Here is a 26,258-nt window from a genome sequence, read left to right as displayed (position 1 = left end):
ATTTCTTTCTAAACACCCAACTTGAGGCGCGCAAGGAAAATCCGCGCGCCTGCCCTGCGCCCTGTCGCTTACCAAACCACCTCGGCCATCGAGCAGTTCAGGCCCGAGCCGATGCCCATCAGCGCGATCCGGTCGCCCTTCTTCAGGCGGCCCAGCTCGCGCAGCTTGCTGAGCACGATCGGCACGCTGGCCGGGCCGATGTTGCCGTATTCGCCGAAGATGGTCATGACCTTCTTCTGGTCGATCCCGAAGCTCTTCATGAAGGCCTTGGTGTGCGGAAGGCTGACCTGGTGGATGACGAACTGGTCCAGTTCGTCCACGGCCCAACCCAGCGCCTGCCGGGCAGCGGCGAAGGTCTTCTGGCCCAGCTTGAGGCCTTCGATCAGCAGCATGCGGGTGTCGGTGACCATGCGGTCCATGTTGCCCCGGCACAGGGTGTTCCACTGCGTGGCCGAGCGGGTCACGCCACCGCGGTAGCGCGGCGCATCCGGTGCCAGGTCGGTACGCGCCATCACCATCGCCACGGCACCGCAACCCAGGGTCAGGGTCGCCATCTCGTCGCGGAAGGCGTCAGCGGTCAGGTCCTGCGAGGCCATCCGCTCCAGGGTCTTCTCGTACACCAGGTTGGCGGTCTCGCCATCGACCACCATCGCGTAGTCGATCTCGCCACGCTCGATCATCCGCGCCGCGATGTCCATGCCGTTGATGAAGGCCAGGCAGGCATTGGCGACGTCGAAGGTCATGCACTGCTCGCTCACGCCCAGGTTGCCGGCGACGATGCTGGCGGTGGACGGCTCCAGGTAATCGCGGCTGACCGAGGTGTTGACCAGCAGCCCGACCTGCCCAGCCTCGATGCCCGCATCGCTCATCGCCTTGCGCGCCGCCAGCGTCGCCACGTCGGAAGCCTGCAGGTCCTGGTCCCACATGCGCCGCGCGTGGACGCCGGCGATGTCGCCGAGCACGTCGGCACGGATCCGCAGCCGGTCCAAGGTAGGCTGCAGGCGCGCGTTGATCTGCTTGGAGGTCAGCGTGTGCGGCGCGTCGATATGCGCCAGTCCCGCGATCGAGACGTTGGTGAAGAGCATCGAGGTGTACGCCAGGGTCAGGCGAGGGGGCGCCAATTCTAGCGGTTACACCGTTTTACCGCATCTTTAACAAATCCCCGGAAAGCGTATGGTCTGAGCGGTTCAGCGACCGCCGCACTGGTAGGCGGTGAAGCTCTGGTCGCCGTCGACCGGGTCGCCCATCGCCTGCACGGTATTGGCGCCCACGCCGGGCGCCTCGTTGCGGGCCAGGGTCTCCAGCTCCTCGCGCACCCGCAGCGGGTTGCGTTGGTAGAAGCCGACGCTGCTCTTCACCGACACCACCACCTCGCCGCGCTTCTCGCAACCGCTGGCGGCCTGCCCGGGCGGCAGGACCCGCACCCCTTTGCCTTCCGGCGCCATCGGCACCCAGGTGCAGCCGGCGAGCATGGCAAGCAGGACGAAGGCGATCGGTAGACGCATGGAGGGGCCCATTGGCAGGTGAATCCGGATTGTGCCGCAAAACGCTGAATCGGCCATGACACCGTCGGCGCGCCGCCACCCGCAGGCGGCGCGCCGGCCATCGTCGATGTGCACCTGCTCCGATCAGCGCGGCGCCGGGGCCGCCGCCGCACCGCCCTGCGGCACCCCGTCGGCATCGATCACCGTGACCTCGCCCAGCTTCAGCGCGCGCACCGGCGCCTCGATCTGCTTCAGGTCACCCACCACCACCCAGGTCAGGCTGTTCGGGTCGAGCATCGACGCCGCCTCGCGCACCTGCGCCGGGGTCATCGCCTCGATCTCGGCCTTGCGCTTGAACACGTAGTCGTCGGGACGACCATAGCGGACGATGCCGCCGATCGCCCCCATCACCGAACTGGCGGTCTCGTAGGCACCGGGCAGGCTCAGGGTCTGGATGTTGCGGATGCGCGCCACCTCCTCCGCCGTCGGCGGCGCCTTGCCGTTGGCGAAGGCGCTGATCTCCTTGGCCATTTCCTGCAGCGCCGGCGCGGTCTTGTCGATCTGCACCGGCGCCGAGGCGGTCCACGGCCGCTGGCCGAGCGCGCTGGCCGCGCCGCTGCGCGCGCCGTAGGACCAATGCTTGTTCTCGCGCAGGTTCATGTTCAGGCGCGAGGTGAAATCGCCGCCGATCACGCCGTTGGCCATGTCGAAGCGGACCGACGCCGCATCGGTGGTCGGCGGCACCAGTTCCGAGGCGAACAGGTTGGCCTGCACGGCGCCGGGCTGGTCGATCAGGTACACGCGCGGCTTGGCCGGCCGCGCCACGCCGGCCGCGGCCGGCACCGACGGCGCCTGGCCCTCGCCCTTCCAGTCGCCGAACTGCGCGTCCAGCAGCGGCACGATCTCGCCCAGGGTGGTGTCGCCGACCACGATCAGGGTGGCGTTCTCCGGACGCACCCAGTCGCGGTGGAAGTCGACCAGGTCCTCGCGCTGCAGGACCGCGATCGCCGCTTCGGTGCCGGTGCCGCTGAACGGGATCGCGTACGGATGGCCGGCGCCGTACAGCAGCGGCGGCAGCACCCGCATCGCCACGCCGTTGGGCTGCGCCTTCTCCTGGCGGATGCCGGCGATCCAGCTGGCGCGGATCCGCTCGATCTCGTTCGGCGCGAAGCGCGGCCGCCGCAGCATGTCCGCATACAGCGCCAGCGACGGCGCCAGGTTCTCCTTCAGCGCCGACAGATAGGCATTGCTGCCGTCCAGCGAAGCGCCGGCGGACAGCGACGCGCCCAGGGCATCGGCCGCATCGGCGAACGCCAGCGCATCGCGCTCGCCGGCGCCCTCGTCGAGCATGCCCATGGCAAAACTGGCCGTGCCCGGCTTGCGCCCCTGGTCGGCGCTGTAGCCGCCGCGGAACTCGTAGCTGAACTGCACCACCGGCACGTCGTGGCGCTCTGCCAGGATCACCGTGCTGCCGTTCTTCAGCGTGGCGCGCTGCAGCGCCGGGAACTTCAGCTGCGGGAACTGGGTGGTCTTGGGCGGGCCGGCGCTGCGATCGACCACGCTGGGCAGGACGCGGTATTGGGGATCGACCGGCGGCGGGTTCAGCGGCGCCGGTTGCGCCGTCGGTTCCTCGGCCAGGGCCACACGTTCGCCCGGCTGGATCAGCAAGGTGTAGTCGCCCTTGCCCAGCCATTTGCGGCCGACCGCGGTGAGATCGCGCGGGCGGGTGGAGGCGATGGTCGCCAGCGAGGTGCGGAAGCAGCCGGGGTCGCCGGTGTAGACCGCGCACTCGGCCAGCACGTCAGCCTTGCCGCCGAAGCCGCCGATGCGTTCCACACCGCGGATGAAGCCGGCGCGGAACGCGGTCTTGGCGCGCGCCAGTTCCGCCTTGTCCGGGCCCTTGTCCAGCAGCCGGCGCACTTCCTCGTCGATCGCCGCCTCGACCCTGGCCGGGGCCACGCCCTGCTTGACCATGGCGATGATGCCGAAGCCGGAGCCGAGTTGCGACGGCCACACCGAGGCGCTGATCTGGTCGACCAGCTTGTCCTCGTGGACCAGGCGCCGATCCAGCCGCGAGGACTTGGCGCCGCCCAGCACCTGCGCCAGCAACTGCAGGCGGTCGACATCCTCGGTGCCGGTCTGGGCCACGTTCCAGACCCGGTAGATCCGCGTCTGCGGCACCTTGTCGGTCATGGTCTCGCGGGTGGACTGGCTGCGCTGGGCCACGTCGACCTTGGGCTGGGCCATGGTCGGGCCGGCGGGAATGTCGCCGAAGTAGCGCGCCACCTTCTCCTTGGCCGTGGCCACGTCGATGTCGCCGGCCAGCACCAGCACCGCGTTGTTGGGCCCGTACCAGGTGCGGAACCACTGCTTCACGTCGGCCAGCGAGGCCGCATTGAGGTCGTTCATCGAGCCGATGACGGTGTGGTGGTACGGGTGGCCGGCCGGGTACAGCGCGCGGCTCAGCCGGCTCCAGGCCTGGCCGTATGGCTGGTTCTCGCCCTGGCGCTTCTCGTTCTGGACCACCCCGCGCTGTTCGTCCAGCGCGGCCTGGTCGATGGCGCCGAGCAGGTGGCCCATGCGGTCCGACTCCATCCACAGCGCCATGTCCAGCGCAGTGGTCGGCACGTTCTCGAAGTAATTGGTGCGGTCGCTGTTGGTGGTGCCGTTCTGGTCGGTGACGCCGACCTGCTTGAACGGCTCGAAGAACTCGCCGTGGTGGTTCTCGCTGCCCTGGAACATCAGGTGCTCGAACAGATGCGCGAACCCGGTGCGCCCGGCCGGCTCGTCCTTGGCGCCCACGTGGTACCAGAGGTTGACCGCCACGATCGGCGCCTTGCGATCGGTGTGCACCACCACCCGCAGTCCGTTGGGCAGGGTGAATTGCTCGTAGGCGATATCCACCGACGTGGCGGCGGCAGGCCTGGCCGCCGCCGAAGGCGGCGCATAGCTCAGTGCGCCGAGCGCGGCGGACAGGGCGAGGGCCAGCAGGGTGCCACGCGGGCGGGTCGAGACGGTCATGCGGATCCTTCTTCCTTGGGGGCCAATGAAACAGCCGGTGAACGCCGATCGTACCGGGCGTCCCGCACGGCGCGTATTCCGCCGTTGTCGCTGAGGTCCTGCTTCGACGGCATCGCGACCGCACCGCCAGCGGGTCGACGGCCGCCACCACGGGCACCGCGGTGTCCGTGTCCGGCGTACGCGAGCGCCCGGGTGCCCGCCCGCGGACACCCCAGGGAGATTGATTATCCTTCAAATACAGGCACTTGGAGTTGGCACGCGGCCTGCTTGAACACCCTCGAACGCAAAAGCCGACACCGCATCAGTGAATGCAAGCTTAACGAATCAAAACAACACGAAAAAGTTCTTGCAGCCCCTGATTAGGTGTACTACCTTACTACCACACCACTGCTCAACAACACCAACGAGGCCCGCCATGAAAACCACCACCCTGCTCCTGACCGCCGCCATCGCCGCCCTGTTCGCCGCCCCGTCCTTCGCCGCCACGCAGATCGCCACCCTGGACACCCTGCAGGTGCGTCCGTCGGCCGAACAGATCGCCCAGCGCAACGTCGAGCAGACCAGCGGCATCGCCACCCTCCCCGCCGTGCAGGTGCGTCCCTCCGCCGAGCAGATCGCCCAGCGCGAGGCCGAACTGTCCAGCCACATCGCCACTCTGGCCGCGGTGCAGGTGCGCCCGTCGGCCGAACAGCTGGCCGAACGCGACCTGGAACAGGCCGCCGGGCAGCACGTGGTGACCCTGGCCACCGTGCAGGTGCGTCCGGACGCGGACATGGGCAGCATGCTGGCGATCGGCGATGTGGTCGGCGAGACGCTGGACACCGCGATGCTGCAGCTGCAGCCGAGCCTGCAGAAGCTGGGCCAGGACCTGGCGGTCGGCCTGGTGCGCTGACCCGCCCCAAGCCCGCCGCGCCGGCGCGTACACTGCGCCGATGATCGCCACCCCAACGCTGCACGTTCTGCTGTACCAGCCCGAGATTCCGCCCAACACGGGCAACGTCATCCGCCTCTGCGCCAATACCGGCGCGCAATTGCACCTGATCGAGCCGCTGGGCTTCGACCTCGGCGACCGCCAGCTCAAGCGCGCCGGCCTGGACTACCACGAATACGCCCGACTGCAGGTCCACGCATCGCTGGAAGCGGCCCTGCAGGCCATCGCCCCGCGCCGCCTGTTCGCCCTCAGCACCCGCAGCAGCACCCGCTACGACACGCCCGCCTTCGCCGACGGCGACGCCTTCCTGTTCGGCCCGGAAACCCGCGGCCTGCCAGACGCCGTGCTGGAGCAGGTGCCCGACGCGCAGCGCCTGCGCCTGCCGATGCAGCCGCACAACCGCAGCCTCAACCTGTCCAACGCGGTGGCGGTGGTGGTGTTCGAGGCATGGCGACAACTGGGCTTTCCCGGCGCCGAGTGAGCGCCGGGCACGCAGCGCCCTCAAGCGAAGCGCTTTGATCCGTGTGGACGAACAGATCCGCAGCCTGCCCCTGGCAATCGCGTCGCGCCTCGCTCGAAGCCCGCTGACGCTTCTACACTGGGTCCCGGCGGCGCAACCTCTGCATGCAGCGAGAACGCCGCCTGTCGTGCTCCTACTGGACTCCGCCAATGGCACCGCACACCCACCCCAACGCCAGTGACTGGGTCAGGATCCGCCGCGACCGGGAGACCGGCATAGAAAGCGTGCATGCGCACTTCCACGGGCATGCCTACGATCCGCACGATCACGATGAGATGCTGGTCGGCGTGACCCTGCAGGGCGTGCAGCGCTTCCGTTGCCATCGCTCGCTGCACACCAGCACGCCCGGGCGTGCCATGCTCATCGAACCTGGCGCGGTCCACGACGGGCATGCGCCCGCCGAGGACGGTTTCACCTACGCGATGCTCTACCTGCCGCAGCGCTGGGTGGCGGGGGCACTGCAACGCCTCGGCCAGCAGGACGGTTCCGCGCTGCATCCGGCGTTCCGCACGACTCTGGCCGACGACGCCGCACTGAGCGCGGCGATACGCCAGGCCTTCCTGGCGATCCATCAGCACGAAGGCCGGCTGGCGCGGGACCAGAGCCTGGACCGCATGATGCGCCTGCTGTCCCCGCAACTGTCGGCCGAGGCGCAGCGCCCTTGCGCGTCGACGCCGGCGGTGGCGCGCGCCAGGGATTTTCTGCACGCGCAGATGGAGCGCGACGTCGGCCTCGATGAGCTTGCCGACTGCGCCGACCTGGATCGGTTCCGCCTCACCCGGCAATTCCAGCGCACCTTCGGCCTGTCGCCGCATGCCTACCTGGTCCGACTGCGCTTGCGCGCGGCCCGTGCCCTGCTGGCGGATGGACAGGAACCGGCGGAGGTGGCGCTCAAGGTCGGATTCGCCGATCAGAGCCATCTGGGCCGCTGGTTCAAGCGCGCCTATCGGCTCACGCCGGCCGCGTACCGGCGGCAGTGCGCCGGCGGTGCTGCACAGGCGTTCTAGAACGCAGCGACGGCGCCGCGGACCATGGCCGCAACGTCCCCACCGCGGAGTTTCCCGTGTTCGACACCAAAGTAGCCCTGATCGTCCGCAACGACCTGGCGATCTGGCAACGCCTGAACGTCGCCGCCTTCCTGGCCACGGGCATCGCCGCGGCCGCTCCCGACGCGATCGGTGACCCTTACGTCGATGCCAGCGGCCAGCGCTACGGTCGCCTGCTCGGCCAGCCGATGCTGATCTTCGAAGCCGATCTCGGCGGGCTTCAGGCCGCGCACCGCGTGGGGCTGGCACGCGAGATCACCGTGCTGCCGTACGTGTTCGCCATGTTCTCGACCGGCCACGATGCGGCCAATCGCCAGGCGTTCGCGGCGGAAGATCCTGGCGATCTGAACCTGGTGGGACTCGGCCTGCGCGGACCGAAGAAGGCCATCGAAAAAGCCACCAAGGGCCTGGCGCTGCATCGTTAGGCGCGCGCAGGCACACGCGCAGCGTCAGGAGAGATCGTGCAGATCCTTGCCCAGCACCGGCCCCAGGCTCCAGTCGGAGAAGCGGACCTTCAATCCCTCGCGTTCGGGCGTGCACGTCATCGGGCCGACGAGGTAGGAGGACGCCACCGGGAACGGGCACAGCCGCACCAGCGGCCAGTACTTGCCGTCGCGCGAGACCTGCAGGCGCAGCACGCCCTTGTCCACGGTCGCGCGCATCCAGAAATCCGAGGCGTCGGCTTCGTACGGGCCGGTGGCCCAGTCCGAGCGGCCATCGGTCAACACGCTACTGAGCATCGGCCGCCCATCGCTCAATTCGATGCCGGCCTTGACCCAACGGCGCTCGTCGATCCGGACCATGAGGCCGGCCTGATCGTAGAGCTGTTCGAACTTCCCACGGATGCGCAGCTGGCAGGTGAAGCGCGCGGGCGCGGCGATGCCGAGGAAATGTCCGCTGTCGCGGGTGAATCCGTAGTGGGTTTCGCGCCAGAAGTCGCTGCCCTTGTCGGTGACGACCTCGAGCACGCCGCCGGGCAGGATCCGATGGACCTTGGGCGCGTTGAGCCAGGTGCCGGCCTCCCAACCGGACGCCGGCGCAGCGCGCGCCCCGGCGGCAGGCGCCCCGGTGGCCAGCACGACGCCACCGGCGGCAAGCCCGCCCAGAGTCGCCCGGCGGCCGATATCCACGTCCCGCTCCCCGGTATTGGCCATCGCCCTGCTCCTCGCGTCGCTGTTTTCGAGGCGCCATCGCGGCGATGGCCTTCGTCGACCTCATCGGCCAATTTGTACATCCGTACCAATTGAGGTGTCAATCGCGAACTGCGATCATCGGCCTTCGTCGAAACAGCGCTGGACAGGCATGAGCGGCAGGACCTGGCGGCAGGATCCGCACCGGAAGGACGCGATCGAGCAGGCCGCGCTGCGGGTGATCCTGGACCACGGCGTCGCCGGCACCACCTTCCGCAAGGTCGCCGAGGAAGCCGGCGTTCCGCTCAGCGCCACCACCTATTATTTCGGCTCGATGCACGAGCTGCTGGTGGCCGCGTTCACCCGGTTTTCCCAGGAAGTGTCCACCGACTTCGCCGCCGAAATCCGCGCCGCGCAAAGCCACACGCAGGCTCTGGACGCGGTGGTGAACATCATCTTCGCCGAGGGCACGGCCTCCCCGCGGGTGCTGCTGCTGAGCTACGAGCTGTACGCCTTCGCCCGCCGGCATCCGGAGATGACCGCGATCATGCAGCAGTGGATGGCCAGGAGCCGGGCGGCGCTGGAAACGCATTTCTCCGTGGCGGCGTCCGCCGCCATCGACGCCTTCATCGAAGGCGCGACGATCCATCGCTCGGTCGTGCCCATGGACAGGCAGCGCGTGCGCGATGCGATCGAGAAACTCGCCGCGTTGTAGGCGACGACGGGGACGTGGATATCCGCGCCATCCCCGGCAAGGCGCAGCACCGCCTTGAGGACACCGAGCCCTGCAAGCCACCGACCGGCGTTGCCGCGGTGACGGCCCCCCCCGCCCGGCTGATCCGGCGCACGGCGGCCATGAGCAGAAGCACGCTCTGGATGAGGAGCATCACTGCCTGCCGGCAGCGCTCGCAGAGCGGTGTGAACTGCATCCCTGCAGCGCGCCGCCGTTCCTGAACAAGGCGTTTAATTTATGTACTAGTCAGTTCGGGATTCAGGGCGAGTTCGGGTGACTAACGGATAATTTACATATCGGCAGCGAACGGCCCCACGCCTCAGCGCCGACAAACCAATAACGAAGGTACCCGATTATGAAGACCTCTCTGCTTGCTCTCGGCCTCCTGGCCACCCTGCCGTTCGCCGCTTCGGCTGCCGAAGGCCTTTCCTACAACTATGTCGAGGGCGGCTACGTCAAGACCGACGCCAGCGGCGGCGACGCCGACGGCTGGGCTGTCAAGGGTTCCTACGCGTTCCACCCGAACTTCAGCGTGTTCGGCGACTTCAACCGCCAGAAGACCGACTTCGGCGACGTGCGCGTTGACCAGTGGCGCATCGGCGCCGGCTACAACCACGAGATCGCGACCAGCACCGACCTGGTGACCCGCGTGGCCTACAACCGTTTCGACCCGGAATACGGCACCAAGTTCAACGGCTGGAGCGCCGAAGCGGGTATCCGCACCGCGTTCAACCCGTACCTGGAAGTCTATGCACTGGGCGGCTACGAGGACTACGCGAAGAAGGACGGCATCAATCCGGAAGGCCAGTTCTACGGCCGCCTGGGCGCCCAGGCCAAGCTGAACCAGAACTGGGGCCTCAGCGCCGACCTGAAGATGGACCGCCACGGCGACAAGGAATGGTTCGTCGGCCCACGCTTCAGCTGGTAAGCGTTCGCTAGCGCCGCGCGCGTCGTCTCTCTCTCCCGCCGCGCGCGGTTCGGAAAGCCCGGTCCAACGACCGGGCTTTTTTTTGCCTGTCGATCCGGCCGTCGTCGATGACACGCCGACGCGCTGACACGAAAACGCCCGGCCAGGCCGGGCGTTCGCGTTTCCGGCAGTTGGCCGGATCAACTGAACAGGGTGGTCGGGTACTCGGGCTTCTGCTCGCGCGCCAGCAACTGCTGCAGGCCCACCGCCGGAGTCAGTTCGCCGTGCAGGACCGCGCGCACCGCGTTGGAGATCGGCAGGTCGATGCCGTGGCGCTCGGCCTGGCGCATCACCTCGTCGGCGGTCTGCACCGACTCGACCACCTGGCCGATCGCGCGGACCGCCTCCTGCAATGGCTGCCCGCGGCCCAACGCCAGGCCTAGCCGGCGGTTGCGCGACAGGTCGCCGGTGCAGGTCAGCACCAGGTCGCCGAGCCCGGCCAGGCCCATCAGGGTTTCCGGCTTGGCGCCGATCGCCGCGGCCAGCCGCAGCATCTCGTTGAGGCCGCGGGTGATCAGGCCGGCGCGGGCATTGAGGCCCAGCTCCATGCCGTCGGCCACACCGGTGGCCACCGCCAGCACGTTCTTCATCGCTCCGCCCAGTTCGGCGCCGACCATGTCGTCGCCGGTGTAGGCGCGGAAGGTCGGGCCGTGCATGGCGTCGGCGACCTGCTGCGCGAACGCGGCATCGCCGTGCACGGTCACCGCGGTGGGCAGGTCCAGGGCCACTTCCTTGGCGAAGGACGGGCCGGTCACCACCGCCAGCGGGACGTCCTCGCCCAGGATCTCCTGCGCCACTTCGTGCAGGAAACGCCCCGACCCGGGCTCGAAGCCCTTGGTCGCCCAGGCCACGCCGGCCTGCGCCGGGCGCAGCGGCGCCAGCTGGCGCAGGGTCTCGGTGAACGCATGCGACGGCACCACCACCAGGATCCAGTCGGCGCCGTCGATGGCCACGGCCAGGTCGGTGGTGGCCTGCAGGCCCTCCGGCAGCGCGATCCCCGGCAAGTAGCGCGGGTTTTCGTGGTGCTGCCCGATGGCCTCGGCGACCACGGCATCGCGGCCCCACAGCACGGTCGGATACCCGTGCCGTGCGGTCAGCGACGCCAGCGCCGTGCCCCAGGAGCCGGCGCCGAGGACGGCGATCTTCTTCTTGGCGTTATCGCGCATGCGCAACGGCGGACGCGCTCAGGCGTTGCCGGCCGGCTCCGAATCGGCCAGCGACTGGCCCTCGCCCTGCTGCGCGCGCTGGCGCAGGGTCTCGGCGTACAGGGCCTCGAAGTTGATCGGCTGCAGGAAGAACGGCGGGAAGCCGCCGGCCTGGATCAGGTCGCTGACCAGCGAACGCACGTACGGGAACAGGATGCTCGGGCACTGGGTGCCGAGCAGCACGTCCACCGCCTGCGGGTCCAGGCCGACCAGGCCGAACACGCCGGCCTGCTGCACTTCGGCCACGTACGCGGTCTTGCCGCCGGCGGTGCAGGTCAGGGTCACGGCCAGCACCACTTCGAAGGCCTGCTCGTTGAGCTGCTGCACGCGCTGGTTGAGGTTGAGCTGCAGTTCCGGCTGCGCGTTGTCGTTGAACACCGACGGCGCGTTGGGGGACTCGAAGGACACGTCCTTGACGTAGATCTTCTCGATGGTGAAAGCGGGGCCGGCCGCGGCTTCGGCCGGCGCCGCGGCGCCGTTGTTGGTGACGTCGGACATTGCTTGACTCCGGTGGATTCGGTAACAGAAAGAAACGGGATTATCACACGCCGGCCGCGACCCTCGGAGGGCCGGCCGGGCGCGTGTCTCAGCGGCCCTTGACCAGCGGCAGCTCGGCCTGCTGCCAGGCGGCGATGCCGCCCTCCAGCACATAGACCTGCTCGAAGCCGGCCTTCTTCAACTGCTTGGCGGCGCCGTCGGCAGTGGTGCCGGTACGGCAGACCAGCACCACCGGCTGCGCCTTGGCGTTGGCCACCAGCTTGTGCTCGGGACCGAACTGGCTGGCGGTGGCGTTGCGGCTGCCGGCGATGTGGCCCTTCTCGAAATCGGCCGAGGCCGACAGGTCGACCAGCACCGCGTTGCCGGCGTTGATCAGGCGGGTCAACTCGGCCGGCCGCAGGCTCTTGTAGCCACGGAACAGGCGCGCCACTTCGGTGACGATCAGGGCGATGGTGAGGCCCACCAGGGCCAGGGCCAGCATCGGGTTGCGGCCGGCGAAGGCCAGCAGTTCTTCGAAGTTCACGGGACTCGGGGGCGGGAAGCGGGCGCCGATTGTCGCACAGCTCGGCGACCGCGCTACTGGCCGTTCCACAGGTCCGGCAGGCCGTCCTGCAGCCACCAGGTCTTGGCCTCGGGATCCCAGCGCCAGCGCTCGCGGTAGCGGACGACACGCTCGGCCTGGGTATTGCGGTTGATCACGCCCAGCTCGATCTCGCGCAGCGCCTCGCCGTCGCCCACCGCGCCGCCGCCGACCTTGTAGGAGGAGACCTGGATCTGCCGGTAGCGCTCCAGTTGCAGATCGGTCAGCGGGTGCGCCTGGCGGTAGGCCGGATCCACCGCCTGCCAGGCGGTTTCGAACTCGCTCCAGCGCACCGCGGCGGCGTAGGCGGTCTGCAGGTCGTCGAGCTTGCGCTGTTGCGCACGGGTGCCGGCCACGGCCGCGCCGGCCCAGCCCAGCAGCAACAGCAGCGCGAGCGCGCGGAACATCGAAGGCATGGCGGCGTCCAGGTGGCGGCGCGCGGCGCGCGCGATCCGCGCATCCTACCCTTTGGCGATGGCCACGAAGCGACCGCCCAGGGTCGCCGCCGCCGCCGCGCCGGGCGCACCGACCTGGGCCTGGATGCCGATGCGGGCGCGGCCGCGCTGGCGGAAGGTGTGCACGAACACGTCCCAGTCGCCCTCGGCGTCGGCATTGGCCTGGGCGTGCAGATCGGCGTACAGCGGCGCCAGGTAGCGCACCTGGCTGTCGGCGACATAGACGTCGGCCTGCAGCCCGGCGCGGTGCAGCTCGCAGTTGACCAGCCCCCAGCCGGCCAGGGTCATCACCGATCCCAGGCTGCCGCCGAAGGCGTTGCCCTTGTCGTTGATGTTGGCCGCCAGCGGCGCGACCACATGCAGACGCCGGTCGGCATAGGCGTGCACGGCGACCTGGAGCGCCGCCACCGGCGGCATGGCCTGGAACTGGCGTTGCAGCTGCTGCAGGAACGCCTCGAAGGAAAGATCCGCTGCCATGGTGCGATTGTGCTGCCGGTGGGGGCTCGCATAATGCCTAGCATGAGCGCGCATGCAACCGCCGCCCCGGCCTGGACCCTGATCTCGCTGCGCCCGCAGGGCGAGCACGCGCCGCTGCGGCGGGCCGCGGCGCGCTGCGGCGGGCGCGTGCTGGCGCTGTCGCCGTGGCGGCTGCGGCCGCGCACCGATCCCGCCACCCGTGCGGCCCTGGCCGCGGCATTGGCTGCACCGCGGGTCATCGTCAGCAGCCCGGCGGCGGTGCGCGCGGCGGCGGCGCTGCAGCCGCTGGCGGCACGCCCTGGGCAGTGCTGGCTGGCGGTGGGCGCGGGCACGGCGCGCGCGTTGCGCCAGCACGGCATCGCCGAGGTGGCGACGCCGGCGCGGATGGACAGCGACGGCCTGCTGGCGCTGCCGAAACTGGCCGCGCCAGACGTGCCGGTAGGCCTGGTCACCGCGCCCGGCGGCCGCGGCCTGATCACCGCGCACCTGCAGGCACGCGGCACCCCGCTGCTGCGCGCCGACGTCTATGTCCGCGAACCGGTGCCGTTACGCCCGGCCGACCTCGCGCGCCTGCGTGCGGCGCCGCCCGGGGTGCTGGCCGTGAGCAGCGGCGAGGCGCTGCACCAGTTGCTGGCGCAGTTGCCCGAGGAATTGGCGCAGGCCTGGCGCATGCGCCCCGTCGTCGTCGCCAGCGCGCGCCTGGCGGCGCTGGCAGGAGACCTGGGATTTACCGAGGTGGTGCAGGCCGCCGGACCGATGCCGCAACAGATGGTGGCCGCCGCGGTCGCAATCGTGACGCGCTCGCCACCTCGCTGAACGCGGGCCAGCGCCCGGGTTGCGGCCGCAGTGCCGCTCACGCCATGCTCCGGCGGTGCCGCGCCACCCGCCGCCTTGCTCGCGACGGGGCGTCGGCCCCCCAGGACGCTGCCGATGACCGACGAAATCCCGATCACGCCTCGCCGTTCCACACGCTGGATCTGGTTGCTGCTGGTACTCGCCACGCTGGCCGCGTTGGCGTTTGCCGGCTGGCGTGGCTGGGACTGGTGGCAGGCGCGCAGCGCGCGCGAGCTGGCCCAGCAATCGGACCTGCAGCAGCAGCTGCAGGCGTTGCAGCAGGCCCAGGACAGCCTGCGCCGCGACCAGCGCGCCACTGTGCAGCGGCTGCAGGATGCGGCCAGCACCAACCGCGTGCTGCGCGATGAAATGCTCGGCCTGAGCCAGCGCAGCGCGCTGCTGGAAGCCAATGTCGCCAAGCTCGCCGATTCCAACCGCCACGGCGCGCAGGCGCTGCGCCTGGACGAGGTCGAACTGCTGCTCAACCAGGGCCAGCAGCGCTTGCTGCTGGCCGGCGACGCGGCTGGTGCGCGCCGCGCCTACGCCCTGGCCAGCGGCGTGCTGGACGGCATCGACGATCCGCAGTTCCTCAACCTGCGCCAGGCGCTGCTGCAGGAACGCACCGCCCTGGATGCGCTGGGCGACGGCCCGCAGGCGCGCCTGGCGGCGCAACTGGATGCCTTCGCCGCCAGCCTGGACAAGTTGCCGACGCAAGTGCCGGACAGCGCGCAGCCGCCGCTGTGGCAGCGCCTGCTGGCGCCGCTGGTGAAGATCCGCCCGTCGCAGGGCGGCGTACTGGCCGCCGGATCGGAGCGCGTCGCCGCCCACGATGCGCTGCAGCTCGACCTGACCCTGGCGCGCGCGGCGCTGGAGCGCGGCGACACGCGCGGCTATCGCAGCGCACTGGCCGGCGCCGGGCGCTGGCTGTCGCGGCTGTGGCCGGAATCGCCGCAGCTGCGCGAACGCCGCGCCGCGTTGCGCACCCTGGCCAACGCCGATCTGCGCCCGACCATTCCCGAACTTGGCACCACCCTGCAGCAGTTGCGCGCGATGCGCGACGCAAGGAGCCCGTCATGAAATCGCTTCGTTCCCTGATCGTGCTGTTGATCGTCATCGCGCTGGGCGTGATCGGTGCGCAATGGCTGGGGCAGGACCAGGTCCGCCAGCTGGGCGAGGTGATCGTGCGCGTCGGCGGTACCGACTACATCGCCTCGCTGCCGCAGGCCTCGCTGCTGCTGGTGATCGCGTTCCTGGCGCTGTGGCTGGTGTGGAACGTGCTCAGTTTTCCGTTCCGCGCCTGGGGCCGGCGCCGCCGCAAGCAGTCGCGTGCGCGCCTGCTCGACGGCCTGGCCGCCGCCCACGCCGGCCAGTGGACGCGGGCCGAGAAGCAGCTCAACGCCGCCGCCGAGGATCCCGAGGTCAGCGCCATCGCCTTGATCGCCGCGGTGCGCGCGGCCGATGCGCGCGGCGACCGCGAGGCGACCGAACGCCACCTGCGGCGCCTGGCCGAACGCGATGCCGCCGCGCACGCGCTGCTGCAGGCCGAACTGCACCTGGAGCAGCAGCGCCCGGTCGATGCGATCAACGCGCTGGACGTGGCCGCGGCGCAGCCGCTGCCGCCGCGCGGGCTGTTGCTGCGCACCGAGGCGCTGGCCCGCATCGGCCGCGCCGGCGAGGCCTACGGTCAGCTCGGCGCGATCCGCCAGCAGCAGGCCTTGCCGCTGGAGGCGATCGCCACGCTGGAAACGCGCCTGGCCGCGGCCTCGCTGGACCAGGCCGGCGATGCCAATGCCCTGGCCGAGCGCTGGGAAAGCCTGCCCAAGTCGCTGCGCAGCGAGCCGGCGGTGGTCGCCGCCTATGCGGTGCGCGCGGCGGCGCTGCGCTGGGACGATGCGGCGCTGCGCAGCCTGGAGCAGGCGCTGGACACGCGCTGGGACGAAGGCCTGGCCGCGCTGTACGGACGCCTGCCGGTGGAGAAGTACGATTCGCGCCGTGCCAGTGCGCAACGCTGGCTGCAGGCGCACCCGGACAGCCCGGCGCTGCTGCTGACCCTGGCGCGCCTGGCCCGGCACCAGCAGCAATGGCCGCAGGCCGAGGAATTCCTGCATCGTGCGCTGGCGCTCGGCGCCGGTGCCGAGGCCTGGGAAGTGTTCGGCGACGGCTATGCCGACGCCGGCGACATGCTCGCGGCGCAGCGTTGCTACGCCAATGCGCTGCGCGTGCGGCGTGGCGAACCGGCGCAGCCGCTGCCCGAACCGGTCGCTCCGGTCGCCCCGATCGCACCGGATCCGGATGGTACCGAGCGCCGCGACGCGCATGGGTTTCCGAGGCTCGAGGGCTGAGTCCGGGACGAACGCGGGAGTAGGCGCGGCTTAGTGGTCCCTGTTTGGGCTCGGCCGCGACGCGCGATCTCGACTGCCCAACGTGGCTAACCGGCAGCGCCGATCGCCGGCTTTTGCCACGTTGCGCCGAATGCCGTTTGCCCCGTAGGAGCGGCTTCAGCCGCGACCGGGCATTCCCAGGAACCCCCGGTCGCGGCTGAAGCCGCTCCTACAGGATGCTTCCCCTCGTTGTCGGAGAGGCGCTCAAGGCCTGCCTACGAGACAAGGCTGCATGGCGCTGATCCGCGGCGAAGCGCGTCATAGGCGTTACCGACGCGAGAGCACACGCGCATCGCCCCCGGGACCGCTGCGCGGCCGGCGAGATCCCGGAAGCCCGGCGGGATTCAGCGATTCTCGCCATGTGGCCACGCCCGCCGCGCGGCGCTCACCCCATCCAACGGTGCACTGACCCGCCCGCTCAGCGCCGCAAGGCCGGCGGCAACGCCGGCAGGCGCGACAGGAAGGCAGGCGCCAAGCCCTTGTAGCGCGCGTAGCGCTCGTCCATGCGCCGCGGCACCAGGATGCGCGCACCGAGCATGCCCCAGATCAGCATCACCAGGAACACCAGCGGCCCCACCACCCATCCGAGGTCGTCGCCAGCGGCAAATCCCAGCAGCGGACCGGCGAGGAAGGCGCCCACGCTCAACAGCACGAAGCGGTTGCGCCGGCGCCGATGCTCGGCACACATCCCGAGCACATGGCTGCTGCGCTTGCGCGCGACCAGCGCCGCGATCAGGTAGATCACCACGCTCACCAGGATCAGCGCATACCAGCCCGGCGCATGCCAATAGAAGGTGCGCTTCTTCAGCTCGTCGTTGCGGAGCGCCACTCCGCACTTCACGCAATGCGGCGGGAACGGCGTATCGCGCAGACACAGCACCTCGTTGCCGTCGCGCCAGAGCGTCTCGCCCGGCAGGGGCGGCGGCAGGCTGGACGCGGTGGCGACGCTGGGTGCCTGGTACGGATTGAAACTGCCCTGCTCGGTCATGGCCTGCGCCCCCTGCGCGCGGTGTCGCCCGCATGGCGCAGGCGAATCGGCCGGCATGGTAGCGCGGCGCGTGCAGGGCGGTCAGCGCCGGCGGCGCAAGGCCCGGTGGTCGCGCCAGCAGGGCGCATCCCCAGCGGGGCCGGTCGCACGCGTGCGTGCACGCGCGCGGCCAGGCTTAGCGTTCGACGATCGCCACCACGCCCATGCCGCCGGCGGTGCAGATCGAGATCAGCGCGCGGCCACCGCCGCGTTCGACCAGTTGCTTGGCGACGGTGGCGACGATGCGCGCGCCGGTCGCGGCGAACGGGTGGCCGGTGGCCAGCGACGAGCCCAGCGGGTTGATCTTGGCCGGGTCGATCTGCCCCAGCGGCGCGTCCAGGCCCAGCCGGGTGCGGCAGTAGTCCTCGCTCTCCCAGGCCCGCAGGGTGCACAGCACCTGCGCGGCGAAAGCCTCGTGGATTTCGTAGATGTCGAAGTCCTGCAGGCGCAGGCCGTGACGCTTGAGCATCTCCGGCACCGCGATGGTCGGCGCCATCAGCAGGCCTTCGCCGTGCACGAAATCCACCGCCGACACCTGCGCATCGCGCAGATAGGCCATCGGCACGTGGCCGTGCGCCTGCGCCCAGTCTTCCGAGGCCAGCAGCACCGCGGCGGCGCCATCGGTCAGCGGGGTCGAGTTGGCCGCGGTCAGGGTGCCGCGGCCGCTGACCTTGTCGAACGCCGGCTTCAGCGTGGCCAGTTTCTCCAGCGAGGTGTCCGCGCGCAGGATGTTGTCGCGCTCCACGCCGCGGAACGGCGCGATCAGGTCGGCGAAGAAGCCGCGCTCGTAGGCGGCGGCCAGCTTCTTGTGCGAGGACACCGCCCAGGCGTCCTGCGAATCGCGCGAGATGTTCCACTGCTTGGCCATGTCCTCGCAGTGATCGCCCATGCTCTTGCCGGTGCGCGGCTCGGCCACGCCGGGGAACTCGGGCTTGAGCTCGGCGAACTTGAAGCCGCGGGTCAGCGCGCGCAGCTTGTCGCCGGCGCTCTTGGCGCGGTTGGCCGCCAGCAGCCGCGCGCGCAGCTTCTTGCCGTAGACGATCGGCACCTCGGAGGTGGTGTCCGAGCCGCCGCCGATGCCGGACTCGATCTGCCCCAGCGCGATCTTGTTGGCCACGGTGATGATGCTGTCCAGGCTGGTGCCGCAGGCGCGCTGCAGGGTGATGCCCGGGGTCAACGGCGACAGCCCGGAGGACAGCGCCGCCTCGCGACCCAGGTTCCAGTCGCTGGAATGCTTGATCACCGCGCCCATCGCCACTTCGCCCAGCTGCTGCCCGTGCAGTCCGTAGCGCTCGACCAGCGCGCCCAGCGTGCGCACCGACATGCCGAGGTTCCCGACATCCGCGTACGCCGTGTTCTGCCGGCAAAACGGAATGCGGACGCCGCCGAGAATGGCGACGGGACGGGCTGCTGGCATGGGATTACCTCGCGCGAGGGGAGTCGGGGACATGGCCTGCACGTTAGCGCAGGCATAATGAAGCGAGTGTAGCTATGCGCCCGCGACGGGCCAACCGCCAATCCCATGACCGAAGCCTTCGCCAACAGCCACGCCCGCGGGGTGATCGCCCTGGAACTGTCCTCCGGGCGCGAACCGACGCATCCGGCGCTGCCGCACACGCAGGCCGCCGAGCTGGCCGAGAAGGTCGGCCGCGACCTGGCGCAGCTGGTACCGACGGTGCGCGAGCTGGAGCTGAGCCTGGCCGGCGCACATTTCGACCCGGCCGAAGCGCTGCGCCCGGGCTGGCCGCTGCACCGGCGCCTGGAGGAACTCGCGGCCCGCGCGCCCGGCCGCGATGACGGCCCGCGGCTGCTGGCCTTCGGCACCGATGCCGACGGCAGCGTGCCGCTGCCGTTCCAGGCCGATAGCGGCCTGCGCGGCGGCGCGTTGCGGGTGGTGCCGTTCCTGCTCAGCGGCCCGGCCGACACAGTGCAGGCGGTGGCCGAGGCCCTGGAGGAGGTGCTGCTGGCGCAGGGCATGGCCCAGGCCGATACCGCGTTGCTGGCGCAGCAGGGCTTCGGCGCGCAGATCGAGCACGCCCGCTATCTGACCGGCAACGACCTGGCGGCGATGATGTCGATGCAGTACGACAACCAGGGCCTGGCGCCGCTGTGGCCGCTGATCGAGACCGCGCTGCTGGCACCGGACCAGGAAGAGTGGCTGCAGGCCCCGCCGGAGCCGTTGCTGCGCTACCGCGGCGGCGAAGTGCGCATGGCCCTGTTCGACCCGGCCAGCTGGTGCGCGCACTACGCCTACGACCGCCAGGACTGCGAGCGCCTGCAGCGGGTCTACGAGCAGTACCTGGCACGGCAACGGCAACTGGCCGCGGTGCTGGAGGCCCACGGCCTGCCGGTGCTGTACGTGCATTGCGAGAGCGGGCAGGACGCGAAGCAGGCGTTGCTGGCGGCCTGAGCCGCAATGCGCCTGACGCATCGGCGCACAGTCGCCGTGCGTCATCGCTAGGAACAATCCCGATCCTGGGAACACAACTGCATTGGCAGCGTGCCGCTGCGTCCTGAGCACGACAGGACGCGACACCGGCGGCGGTATGCCTGACGCCGCCGGTGCCGGGAGCGCTGGCTTAGTGGCTACCGGCCGCAGCCGGCGCGGCCGCCGCGTCGCCCTTGATCACGCCGCAGGCCAGGCGGCCGCCGGCGTTGCCGGTGGGCTGGCTCTTGTAGTCGTCCGGGTCGGCGTGGACGATCACCGCGTGGTTGAGGATGTCGAAGCCATCGCCCTTGCCGATGTTGACGTTGTTGGACACCGCCGCGTCGATGGTCGCCTTGCCCTCGGCATCGGCCTTGAGGTTGGGCATGTCGCCGCCGTGGTGCGGATCGCTGCCGACCTGGCCGTGCTCGGTCTTGGCCGGGTTGAAGTGGCCGCCGGCGCTGCTGCCGTCGGGCGCGCTGCAGTCGCCGAACTCATGGATGTGGAAGCCGTGCTCGCTGTTGGGCTTGAGCCCGGTGATGGTGCCGGTGACGTGCACGGCGCCGTTGACGGTGGTGAACTTGACCTCGCCGGCCACTTCGTTGCCCTGGGTCGGGCTGAGCGAGGCGCTGGCGCTGCCGGTGGCATTGGCGGCGGCCGGCGGCGCGCTGGCCGCGGGAGCGGCGGCAGGTTCCGGGGTCGGCGCCGGCGTGGCCGCCGGTTCCTCGCGCTTGCAGGCGCTCAGCGCCAGGGTGGTGGCCAGGAACAGCAGACTGGGAAGGGTACGACGCATGGGGTTCTCCTTCGTTGCAGAGCCGCGGAATGCGGACGGACCTCCCAGGCGGACCCGGGCGGAAGTAGCGATGCGAGGTCAGCGCAGCGGGCGGATCACGCCGCAGGCCACGCGCGCGCCGGCATTGCCGGCCGGTTGGCTGCGGTAGTCGTCCGGGTCGGCATGCGCCACCAGCGCGCGGCCGACGATATCGTTGGCCGCGCCGCCGCCCAGCACCACGCCGTGCAGCAGCACGTCGATCTGCGCGGTGCCGTCGGCGTTGGCGTTGAGGTTGTCCATGTCGCCGGCGTGGTGCGGGCCGTTGCCGGCGCGGCCGTGCGGGGCGCCGAGTGGATTGAAGTGGCCGCCGGCGCTGCTGGCGTCGGCCGCGCTGCAGTCGCCGCGCTCGTGTACATGGAAGGCGAAGCTGCGGTTGGGCTGCAGGCCGCCGAGCGTGCCGGTGATGCGCACGCCGCCGGGCGCGGCGACCAGCGACAGCTTGCCGCTGACCAGGCTGCCGGAGGCCGGTGCCAATACGGCCTGCGCCTGCTGCACGGTGCCGGCGCTCGGCAACGGCGGGGCCTTGGGCGGCGGCGGCGGGGCCTTGGGCGGCGCGCTGCTGCACGCGGCCAGCATCAACAAGGCGCTCGCGGCGAGGGGCAATCCATAACGCATCGACATCGACTCCTGTGGCAGGGCGAAACTAGAGGGGCAGCCGTGCAGACCTCATGAAGGCGCACGGCGCGCAGTCTAGCTGGCCGGAGGCGGGGCTTGGTGTGCGGTGGCGGTCGGGATCCGGGACCCGGGACCCGGGACCCGGGACCCGGGACCCGGAAAGCGTAGCGACGCGTCAGCGCAGCGGCGCATGAGGCAATGCCAGATCGAATTCCCTGGCCTGTAAACGAGCGCGAACCGGAAATTGCCGTCCCAAGTCCAGCAAGCGCATGTCGCACATCTGTCCGCTCCCGAGTCCGCGCTGTCCCGGGCCCGGGTCCCGGGTCCCGGCTCCCTTCTCAGCGCCGCCGGCGCCCGGGCCCCAGCTTGCGGGTGACGGTGTTGCGGCCCACGCCCAGGCGGGCGGCGGCCTCGGCGCGGCGGCCCTGGGTGAAGCGCAGCGCCACTTCCAGCAGTGCCTTGTCGAAGCGCTCGCGGGCCTCGGCGTGCAGGCCTTCGGCGCCGTCGGACAGGCGCTGCTGCGCCCAGGCCGACAGCTGCGCGTCCCACTCGCCGCCGTCGCCGCTGCGTTCGCGGCGGCCGCCGCGCAGCAGGGCAGCCTCGACGTCGCCGGCGTCGATGATCTCCGCCGGCGCCAGCGCCGCCAGGCGCCAGCACACGTTCTCCAGCTCGCGCACGTTGCCCGGCCACGGATAGGCGCGCAGTGCGTCCAGCGCCGCCGGCGCCAGCCGCTTGGGCGGGGTGTCGAGCTTGCGTGCGGCCATCGCCAGGAAGTTCTCGGCCAGTTGCGGCACGTCGGCGCGGCGCTCGCGCAGCGGCGGCAACTGCAGCCGCACCACGTCCAGGCGGTGCAGCAGGTCGGCGCGGAAGCGGCCCTGCTCGACCAGCGCTTCCAGGTCCTGGTGGGTGGCGGCGATCACCCGCACGTCGACCCGGATCAGTTCGCGCCCGCCGACGCGGAAGAATTCGTTCTCGGCCAGCACGCGCAGCAGCCGGGTCTGCAGCGGCAGCGGCATGTCGCCGATCTCGTCGAGGAACAGGGTGCCGCCGTCGGCCTGCTCGAAGCGGCCGATGTGGCGGCGCTGGGCGCCGGTGAACGCGCCGGCCTCGTGGCCGAACAGTTCGCTCTCCAGCAGCTCGGCCGGGATCGCGGCGGTGTTGAGCGCGACGAACGGTTTGCGCGCGCGCGGCGACTCGGTGTGCAGGGCGTGCGCGACCAATTCCTTGCCGGTGCCGGTCTCGCCGTTGATCAGCACCGACAGCGGCGCCTGCGCCAGCCGGCCGATGGCGCGGAACAGCGCGCGCATCGCCGGGGTGTCGCCGATCAGTTCGGTACTGCCCTGCCCGGCCGGCGCCACCGTCGGCGTCGCGGCGATGGCGCTGCCGGCATCGGGCAGCGCGCGCGCGGCCAGCGCCACCGCGTCGTCCAGGTCGAACGGCTTGGACAGGAACTCGTGGGCGCCGCCGCGGAACGCGCCGGCGGTGCTGGCCACGTCGGTGTAGGCGGACATCACGATCACCGGCAGTTGCGGATGCGCGGCCTTGAGCTTGTCCAGCAGCACCAGGCCGTCGTCGCCGGGCATGCGCACGTCGGTGAACAGCAGGTCGGGCATCGGTCGCTGCGCCAGCGCCTGCAGCGCGGCGGCGGCACTGTCGAAGCCGTCCACGTTGTAGCCGGCGTCGCGCAGCGCGGTGGACAGCACGAAGCGCACCGAACGGTCGTCGTCGACCACCCAGATACGTTGCGTTCCTTGCAGGGAATCGGTCATCGCAGTGCTCCTAATCGGTGTCCGCTGCGCGCTGCGGCAGCAGCAGGGTGAACACGGTGTGGCCGGGGCGGGAGCGGTAGGTCAGCGAGCCGGCATGCTCGCGCGCCACCTGCTGGGCCAGCGCCAGGCCCAGGCCGCTGCCCTCGGCGCGACCGCTGACCAGCGGCAGGAACAGGTGCTCGGCCAGTTCCTCGGGCACGCCACGGCCGTCGTCGACGATCTCCAGGCGCAGGCCGCGCGCATGCACGCGGTCGCCGATGCGCTGGCCGTGCTCGACGCGGGTGCGCAGGGTCACCTGCGCGGCGCCGGCCTGGATCGCGTTGCGCACCAGGTTCCACACCGCCTGGGTGAGGCGGTCGGCATCGCCGAGGAATTCGGGGATGCTGGGGTCGTAGTCGCGCTGCAGGCGCACCGACCAGCCGCCTTCGTTCTCGGCCAGGCGCAGCACCCGCTCCAGCACCGCGTGGATGTTGAGCATGGCGTGCGGGCGCGCCGGCGCCGGCGACAGCAACTGGTCGAGCAAGCTGTTGAGGCGCTCGATCTCGGCGCCGATCAGTTCGATCAGTTCGCGCTCGTCCTCGTCGCGGTGCTGGGCGCGGCGCGCCAGCAGCTGGGCCGCGCCCTTGAGCCCGGCCAGCGGATTGCGCAACTCATGGGCCAGGCCCTTCAGCGCCGCGCTGAGCGCGTTCGGCAGGGCCTGCGCCGGGTCCAGCGTGGGGAATTCGTCGACCGGATGCGCTTCCAGCAGCCAGCCGCCGTCGTCCAGCCGCGACAGCCAGCCCTCGGCGAAGCGCGGGGGCTCGCCGGGCACGGCCAGGGCCATGCGGTGCAGGCGCAGCACGTCGCGCTCGTCGTTGCGCAGGAACCGCGCCAGCGCATCGCCCTGCACTTCCAGCGAGGCCAGCGGCTGGTCGAGCAGGCGCCGCACGCTGACCCCGAGCCAGCGCGCGAAGGCGGGGTTGGCGCCACGCAGGCGGCCGTCGGCATCGGCCCAGACCACCGGGGTACCGAGTGCGGAAAGTGGGGGCGGCGTGGTGTTCATGGCCATTGCACCAATGTAGTGCAAAGCCAGGCAGGCGACACGAGCATGCGGCGCATGGCGCGGCCCCTGCCCTTGCCGGCGGCGCGGCGGGCGGCCGCCTGCGGACCGGTGGGCACTGCTCCCCGGCCTTGCATCACGACGCAGCCAGGACTCTTGCGGAAAGCCGGGGGTGTGGCGAGGCGAATGGCCACGCGGAATACCTCGATCTTTTGAGAATGGCCGGCGCTTCCCCCCAGGAAGCGCCGGCGAAGGCCGCGGTCGCGAGGGCCGGCCACCAGCACCGGTCACACGCGCTGCGACAAGGCCCGCGACCGCCGCCGCGGGCCGGCGAACCTCAGGACTCGTAGGCGGATTCGCCATGCGAGGTGATGTCCAGACCCTCGCGCTCGGCGTCTTCCGGCACGCGCAGGCCGACCACCAGCTTGGCGATCAGGAAGCCGACCACCGAGACCACGCCGATCCAGCCGACGGTGATCAGCACGCCTTCGGCCTGCACCAGCACCTGGTGGCCCATGGTCACGCCCTCGGCGTAGCCCATGCCGCCCAGCGCCTTGTCGGTGAACACGCCGGTGAGGATCGCACCGACGATGCCGCCGACGCCGTGCACGCCGAACACGTCGAGGGTGTCGTCGGCATTGAGCAGCTTCTTCAGCCCGGTCACGCCCCACACGCAGATCACGCCGGCGGCCACGCCGATCGCGATGGCGCCGAACGGCCCGACGGTACCGGCAGCCGGGGTGATACCGACCAGGCCGGCGACCATGCCCGAGGCCACGCCCAGCGCCGAGGACTTGCCCTTGACCACCTTCTCGGTCAGCGACCAGGCCAGCACCGCCGCGGCGGTGGCCAGCAGGGTGTTGAGGAAGGCCAGCGCCGCGGTGGCATTGGCTTCCAGCGCCGAGCCGGCGTTGAAGCCGAACCAGCCCACCCACAGCAGCGAGGCGCCGACGAAGGTCAGGGTCACGTTGTGCGGCTTCAGCGCGGTGTGGCCGAAGCCCAGGCGCTTGCCGACGAAGTAGGAACCGACCAGGCCGGCCACGCCGGCGTTGATGTGGACCACGGTGCCGCCGGCGAAGTCCAGCGCGCCCTTGCCGAACAGGAAGCCCGGGGCCGACCACACCATGTGCGCCAGCGGCAGGTAGCCGAAGGTGAACCAGATGACCACGAACAGCAGCACCGCGGCGAACTTCACCCGCTCGGCGAAGGCGCCGACGATCAGCGCGCCGGTGATGCCGGCGAAGGTCAGCTGGAAGGCGACGAACACGTACTCCGGCAGCTTGAAGCCCTTGGAGAAGGTGTCGGCCAGCGTGGTGGTGTCGACCCCGGCCAACAGCGCCTTGTGCAGCGTGCCGATGAACGGGCCGCCGTCGGCGAACGCCAGGCTGTAGCCGTACACCACCCACAGCACCGCGATCAGCGAGAACACCACGCCGACCTGGATCAGCACCGACAGCACGTTCTTGGCGCGGACCATGCCGCCGTAGAACAGCGCCAGGCCGGGCACCACCATCAGCAGCACCAGCAGCGTGGAGGTGAGCATCCAGGCGACGTCGCCCTTGTCCACCACCGGCGCGGGCGTGGCCGCGGCCGGCGCGGCCGCCGGTGCGGGCGGCGGCGTCAGTTGTTCGGTGACCACGTCCGGCGTCGGCGCGGGAGTGGTTTCGGCCTGGGCGAAGGCGTTGCCGGGCACGCCGACCGCCATCGCGCTGACCAGCATCAGCATGCATACCGCGTAGAACCGGGCCTTCCACCCGGCGAACAGACCTGTCTTCATGAAGGGCTCCAAGGTGGGGTTAGAGCGCATCGGCGCCGATTTCGCCGGTACGGATGCGGACGACCTGCTCGATGGCGGTGACGAAGATCTTGCCGTCGCCGATCTTGCCGGTGCCGGCCGCGCCCTGGATCGCCTCGACCACGGCGTCCAGACGCTCGTCGGTCACCACGGTCTCGATCTTGATCTTGGGCAGGAAGTCGACGACGTATTCGGCACCGCGATACAACTCGGTGTGGCCCTTCTGCCGACCGAAGCCCTTGACCTCGGTGACGGTGATGCCGGACACCCCAGCCTGCGACAAGGCCTCGCGGACCTCGTCGAGCTTGAATGGCCGGATGATGGCGGTGATCAGTTTCATGCGCATACCCCGTTGGTGGAAGGAACCGGCCGCCGAAGGCCGACCGGCACTGGGCCCATCGCCCGCGCCGCGAACGGCGCGGGTACTGCTGCGCGATGCGTTCCGTGGATCACGCCGTGGCCCACCGCACCCGAGGTGCGGCGGCGACGGCGAC

Annotated in this window: 27 protein-coding genes; 10 read left to right on the top strand and 17 right to left on the bottom strand. The window is 70.7% G+C overall.

All coding sequences use genetic code 11. From position 1 onward, the window contains the following. Positions 1-68: 68 nt before the first annotated feature. The 3 genes from FHR56_RS19295 to FHR56_RS19285 form a co-directional block, all read right to left on the bottom strand. The gene (locus FHR56_RS19295) at positions 69-1,085 is read right to left on the bottom strand and encodes a 3-oxoacyl-ACP synthase III (RefSeq protein WP_160947948.1); all 1,017 of its coding nucleotides are present in this window, start codon (positions 1,083-1,085) and stop codon (positions 69-71) included. A 102-nt stretch (positions 1,086-1,187) separates the two neighbouring features. Beyond that, positions 1,188-1,505, bottom strand: coding sequence for a DUF4156 domain-containing protein (locus FHR56_RS19290; protein ID WP_160947893.1), 318 nt, complete (start codon positions 1,503-1,505; stop codon positions 1,188-1,190). Positions 1,506-1,628: 123 nt separating this feature from the next. Then, positions 1,629-4,505, bottom strand: coding sequence for a pitrilysin family protein (locus FHR56_RS19285; RefSeq protein WP_160947894.1), 2,877 nt, complete (start codon positions 4,503-4,505; stop codon positions 1,629-1,631). A gap of 415 nt (positions 4,506-4,920) precedes the next feature. On the opposite strand from FHR56_RS19285, the gene FHR56_RS19280 reads away from it, so the two are divergent. The 4 genes from FHR56_RS19280 (at position 4,921) to FHR56_RS19265 (ending at position 7,427) form a co-directional block, all read left to right on the top strand. After that, a complete protein-coding gene (locus FHR56_RS19280) occupies positions 4,921-5,397 on the top strand; it encodes a hypothetical protein (protein ID WP_160947895.1) in 477 nt (158 codons plus the stop codon). Between the two features lie 40 nt (positions 5,398-5,437). Continuing rightward, a complete protein-coding gene (gene trmL / locus FHR56_RS19275) occupies positions 5,438-5,917 on the top strand; it encodes a tRNA (uridine(34)/cytosine(34)/5-carboxymethylaminomethyluridine(34)-2'-O)-methyltransferase TrmL (RefSeq protein ID WP_160947896.1) in 480 nt (159 codons plus the stop codon). Between the two features lie 188 nt (positions 5,918-6,105). Continuing rightward, entirely contained in the window at positions 6,106-6,963 is an 858-nt protein-coding gene (locus FHR56_RS19270; RefSeq protein ID WP_160947897.1) for an AraC family transcriptional regulator, read from the top strand. A 56-nt stretch (positions 6,964-7,019) separates the two neighbouring features. Beyond that, positions 7,020-7,427 (top strand): DUF2000 family protein, encoded by a 408-nt coding sequence (locus tag FHR56_RS19265; RefSeq protein ID WP_019796909.1) that lies wholly within the window; start codon positions 7,020-7,022, stop codon positions 7,425-7,427. Between the two features lie 24 nt (positions 7,428-7,451). Here the strand turns inward: FHR56_RS19265 and FHR56_RS19260 are convergent, their stop codons facing one another. Next, on the bottom strand, positions 7,452-8,156 hold the full coding sequence (locus tag FHR56_RS19260; RefSeq protein ID WP_160947898.1) for a DUF1349 domain-containing protein: 705 nt from the start codon (positions 8,154-8,156) through the stop codon (positions 7,452-7,454). Between FHR56_RS19260 and FHR56_RS19255 the strand changes: the two genes are divergently transcribed. Together FHR56_RS19255 and FHR56_RS19250 are read left to right on the top strand one after the other, a co-directional pair. Then, complete coding sequence (locus FHR56_RS19255; protein WP_237473334.1) at positions 8,149-8,847, top strand: TetR family transcriptional regulator; 699 nt, start codon at positions 8,149-8,151, stop codon at positions 8,845-8,847. The two genes, FHR56_RS19260 and FHR56_RS19255, sit on opposite strands and share 8 nt — an antisense overlap. 373 nt (positions 8,848-9,220) lie before the next feature. Further along, the gene (locus FHR56_RS19250) at positions 9,221-9,793 is read left to right on the top strand and encodes an Ax21 family protein (protein WP_010340063.1); all 573 of its coding nucleotides are present in this window, start codon (positions 9,221-9,223) and stop codon (positions 9,791-9,793) included. Between the two features lie 179 nt (positions 9,794-9,972). Here FHR56_RS19250 and FHR56_RS19245 read toward each other — a convergent pair whose 3' ends face one another. From FHR56_RS19245 to FHR56_RS19225, 5 genes are all read right to left on the bottom strand, one after another. Continuing rightward, positions 9,973-10,998, bottom strand: coding sequence for an NAD(P)H-dependent glycerol-3-phosphate dehydrogenase (locus FHR56_RS19245; RefSeq protein WP_160947899.1), 1,026 nt, complete (start codon positions 10,996-10,998; stop codon positions 9,973-9,975). Positions 10,999-11,016: 18 nt separating this feature from the next. Beyond that, on the bottom strand, positions 11,017-11,535 hold the full coding sequence (gene secB / locus FHR56_RS19240; protein WP_160947900.1) for a protein-export chaperone SecB: 519 nt from the start codon (positions 11,533-11,535) through the stop codon (positions 11,017-11,019). Positions 11,536-11,623: 88 nt separating this feature from the next. Beyond that, positions 11,624-12,058 carry a rhodanese-like domain-containing protein gene (locus tag FHR56_RS19235; protein ID WP_019797227.1) on the bottom strand — a complete coding sequence of 145 codons (435 nt, stop codon included), beginning with the start codon at positions 12,056-12,058 and terminating at the stop codon, positions 11,624-11,626. A 53-nt stretch (positions 12,059-12,111) separates the two neighbouring features. Then, the gene (locus tag FHR56_RS19230; protein WP_184502829.1) at positions 12,112-12,531 is read right to left on the bottom strand and encodes a hypothetical protein; all 420 of its coding nucleotides are present in this window, start codon (positions 12,529-12,531) and stop codon (positions 12,112-12,114) included. Positions 12,532-12,576: 45 nt separating this feature from the next. Continuing rightward, positions 12,577-13,047 carry a YiiD C-terminal domain-containing protein gene (locus FHR56_RS19225; RefSeq protein ID WP_160947901.1) on the bottom strand — a complete coding sequence of 157 codons (471 nt, stop codon included), beginning with the start codon at positions 13,045-13,047 and terminating at the stop codon, positions 12,577-12,579. Between the two features lie 42 nt (positions 13,048-13,089). Between FHR56_RS19225 and FHR56_RS19220 the strand changes: the two genes are divergently transcribed. From FHR56_RS19220 to FHR56_RS19210, 3 genes are all read left to right on the top strand, one after another. Beyond that, a complete protein-coding gene (locus tag FHR56_RS19220) occupies positions 13,090-13,863 on the top strand; it encodes a uroporphyrinogen-III synthase (protein WP_160947902.1) in 774 nt (257 codons plus the stop codon). 114 nt (positions 13,864-13,977) lie between these two features. Beyond that, entirely contained in the window at positions 13,978-14,958 is a 981-nt protein-coding gene (locus tag FHR56_RS19215; protein ID WP_160947903.1) for a uroporphyrinogen-III C-methyltransferase, read from the top strand. Continuing rightward, positions 14,955-16,223 carry a heme biosynthesis HemY N-terminal domain-containing protein gene (locus FHR56_RS19210; protein ID WP_160947904.1) on the top strand — a complete coding sequence of 423 codons (1,269 nt, stop codon included), beginning with the start codon at positions 14,955-14,957 and terminating at the stop codon, positions 16,221-16,223. The genes FHR56_RS19215 and FHR56_RS19210 overlap by 4 nt, the downstream gene beginning before the upstream one ends. A gap of 457 nt (positions 16,224-16,680) precedes the next feature. On the opposite strand, the gene FHR56_RS19205 is transcribed toward FHR56_RS19210, so the two are convergent. After that, positions 16,681-17,250: a hypothetical protein gene (locus FHR56_RS19205; protein ID WP_019798286.1), complete on the bottom strand. Its 570-nt coding sequence runs from the start codon at positions 17,248-17,250 to the stop codon at positions 16,681-16,683. A 175-nt stretch (positions 17,251-17,425) separates the two neighbouring features. After that, positions 17,426-18,706 (bottom strand): acetyl-CoA C-acetyltransferase, encoded by a 1,281-nt coding sequence (locus FHR56_RS19200; protein ID WP_160947905.1) that lies wholly within the window; start codon positions 18,704-18,706, stop codon positions 17,426-17,428. 105 nt (positions 18,707-18,811) lie between these two features. Here FHR56_RS19200 and FHR56_RS19195 point away from each other — a divergent pair, with 105 nt between their 5' ends. Continuing rightward, positions 18,812-19,699, top strand: coding sequence for a hypothetical protein (locus FHR56_RS19195; RefSeq protein WP_160947906.1), 888 nt, complete (start codon positions 18,812-18,814; stop codon positions 19,697-19,699). A gap of 169 nt (positions 19,700-19,868) precedes the next feature. Here FHR56_RS19195 and FHR56_RS19190 read toward each other — a convergent pair whose 3' ends face one another. From FHR56_RS19190 to FHR56_RS19165, 6 genes are all read right to left on the bottom strand, one after another. Beyond that, complete coding sequence (locus tag FHR56_RS19190) at positions 19,869-20,507, bottom strand: superoxide dismutase family protein (RefSeq protein WP_160947907.1); 639 nt, start codon at positions 20,505-20,507, stop codon at positions 19,869-19,871. A gap of 78 nt (positions 20,508-20,585) precedes the next feature. After that, positions 20,586-21,161: a superoxide dismutase family protein gene (locus FHR56_RS19185; RefSeq protein ID WP_160947908.1), complete on the bottom strand. Its 576-nt coding sequence runs from the start codon at positions 21,159-21,161 to the stop codon at positions 20,586-20,588. Positions 21,162-21,499: 338 nt separating this feature from the next. Then, a complete protein-coding gene (ntrC, locus tag FHR56_RS19180; protein WP_160947909.1) occupies positions 21,500-22,930 on the bottom strand; it encodes a nitrogen regulation protein NR(I) in 1,431 nt (476 codons plus the stop codon). A 10-nt stretch (positions 22,931-22,940) separates the two neighbouring features. Continuing rightward, positions 22,941-23,978 (bottom strand): ATP-binding protein, encoded by a 1,038-nt coding sequence (locus FHR56_RS19175; protein WP_184502828.1) that lies wholly within the window; start codon positions 23,976-23,978, stop codon positions 22,941-22,943. 328 nt (positions 23,979-24,306) lie between these two features. Beyond that, positions 24,307-25,746: an ammonium transporter gene (gene amt / locus FHR56_RS19170; protein WP_160947911.1), complete on the bottom strand. Its 1,440-nt coding sequence runs from the start codon at positions 25,744-25,746 to the stop codon at positions 24,307-24,309. 19 nt (positions 25,747-25,765) lie between these two features. Beyond that, positions 25,766-26,104: a P-II family nitrogen regulator gene (locus FHR56_RS19165; RefSeq protein ID WP_010341076.1), complete on the bottom strand. Its 339-nt coding sequence runs from the start codon at positions 26,102-26,104 to the stop codon at positions 25,766-25,768. Positions 26,105-26,258: the final 154 nt, after the last annotated feature.

Origin of the sequence: Xanthomonas sp. F10 (assembly GCF_014206815.1) — a bacterium.
In the GTDB taxonomy this organism is placed as follows: Bacteria; Pseudomonadota; Gammaproteobacteria; order Xanthomonadales; family Xanthomonadaceae; genus Xanthomonas_A; species Xanthomonas_A indica.
This window is presented reverse-complemented; position numbering and strand designations above follow the sequence as displayed.

Bases quoted from the DNA above. Each gene is read 5' to 3' on its own strand.
- FHR56_RS19295 (WP_160947948.1), bottom strand. From the start codon at position 1,085: ATGCTCTTCACCAACGTCTCGATCGCGGGACTGGCGCATATCGACGCG.
- FHR56_RS19290 (WP_160947893.1), bottom strand. From the start codon at position 1,505: ATGCGTCTACCGATCGCCTTCGTCCTGCTTGCCATGCTCGCCGGCTGC.
- FHR56_RS19285 (WP_160947894.1), bottom strand. From the start codon at position 4,505: ATGACCGTCTCGACCCGCCCGCGTGGCACCCTGCTGGCCCTCGCCCTG.
- FHR56_RS19280 (WP_160947895.1), top strand. From the start codon at position 4,921: ATGAAAACCACCACCCTGCTCCTGACCGCCGCCATCGCCGCCCTGTTC.
- trmL (WP_160947896.1), top strand. From the start codon at position 5,438: ATGATCGCCACCCCAACGCTGCACGTTCTGCTGTACCAGCCCGAGATT.
- FHR56_RS19270 (WP_160947897.1), top strand. From the start codon at position 6,106: ATGGCACCGCACACCCACCCCAACGCCAGTGACTGGGTCAGGATCCGC.
- FHR56_RS19260 (WP_160947898.1), bottom strand. From the start codon at position 8,156: ATGGCCAATACCGGGGAGCGGGACGTGGATATCGGCCGCCGGGCGACT.
- FHR56_RS19250 (WP_010340063.1), top strand. From the start codon at position 9,221: ATGAAGACCTCTCTGCTTGCTCTCGGCCTCCTGGCCACCCTGCCGTTC.
- FHR56_RS19245 (WP_160947899.1), bottom strand. From the start codon at position 10,998: ATGCGCGATAACGCCAAGAAGAAGATCGCCGTCCTCGGCGCCGGCTCC.
- secB (WP_160947900.1), bottom strand. From the start codon at position 11,535: ATGTCCGACGTCACCAACAACGGCGCCGCGGCGCCGGCCGAAGCCGCG.
- FHR56_RS19230 (WP_184502829.1), bottom strand. From the start codon at position 12,531: ATGCCTTCGATGTTCCGCGCGCTCGCGCTGCTGTTGCTGCTGGGCTGG.
- FHR56_RS19225 (WP_160947901.1), bottom strand. From the start codon at position 13,047: ATGGCAGCGGATCTTTCCTTCGAGGCGTTCCTGCAGCAGCTGCAACGC.
- FHR56_RS19220 (WP_160947902.1), top strand. From the start codon at position 13,090: ATGAGCGCGCATGCAACCGCCGCCCCGGCCTGGACCCTGATCTCGCTG.
- FHR56_RS19215 (WP_160947903.1), top strand. From the start codon at position 13,978: ATGACCGACGAAATCCCGATCACGCCTCGCCGTTCCACACGCTGGATC.
- FHR56_RS19210 (WP_160947904.1), top strand. From the start codon at position 14,955: ATGAAATCGCTTCGTTCCCTGATCGTGCTGTTGATCGTCATCGCGCTG.
- FHR56_RS19205 (WP_019798286.1), bottom strand. From the start codon at position 17,250: ATGACCGAGCAGGGCAGTTTCAATCCGTACCAGGCACCCAGCGTCGCC.
- FHR56_RS19200 (WP_160947905.1), bottom strand. From the start codon at position 18,706: ATGCCAGCAGCCCGTCCCGTCGCCATTCTCGGCGGCGTCCGCATTCCG.
- FHR56_RS19195 (WP_160947906.1), top strand. From the start codon at position 18,812: ATGACCGAAGCCTTCGCCAACAGCCACGCCCGCGGGGTGATCGCCCTG.
- FHR56_RS19190 (WP_160947907.1), bottom strand. From the start codon at position 20,507: ATGCGTCGTACCCTTCCCAGTCTGCTGTTCCTGGCCACCACCCTGGCG.
- FHR56_RS19185 (WP_160947908.1), bottom strand. From the start codon at position 21,161: ATGCGTTATGGATTGCCCCTCGCCGCGAGCGCCTTGTTGATGCTGGCC.
- ntrC (WP_160947909.1), bottom strand. From the start codon at position 22,930: ATGACCGATTCCCTGCAAGGAACGCAACGTATCTGGGTGGTCGACGAC.
- FHR56_RS19175 (WP_184502828.1), bottom strand. From the start codon at position 23,978: ATGGCCATGAACACCACGCCGCCCCCACTTTCCGCACTCGGTACCCCG.
- amt (WP_160947911.1), bottom strand. From the start codon at position 25,746: ATGAAGACAGGTCTGTTCGCCGGGTGGAAGGCCCGGTTCTACGCGGTA.
- FHR56_RS19165 (WP_010341076.1), bottom strand. From the start codon at position 26,104: ATGAAACTGATCACCGCCATCATCCGGCCATTCAAGCTCGACGAGGTC.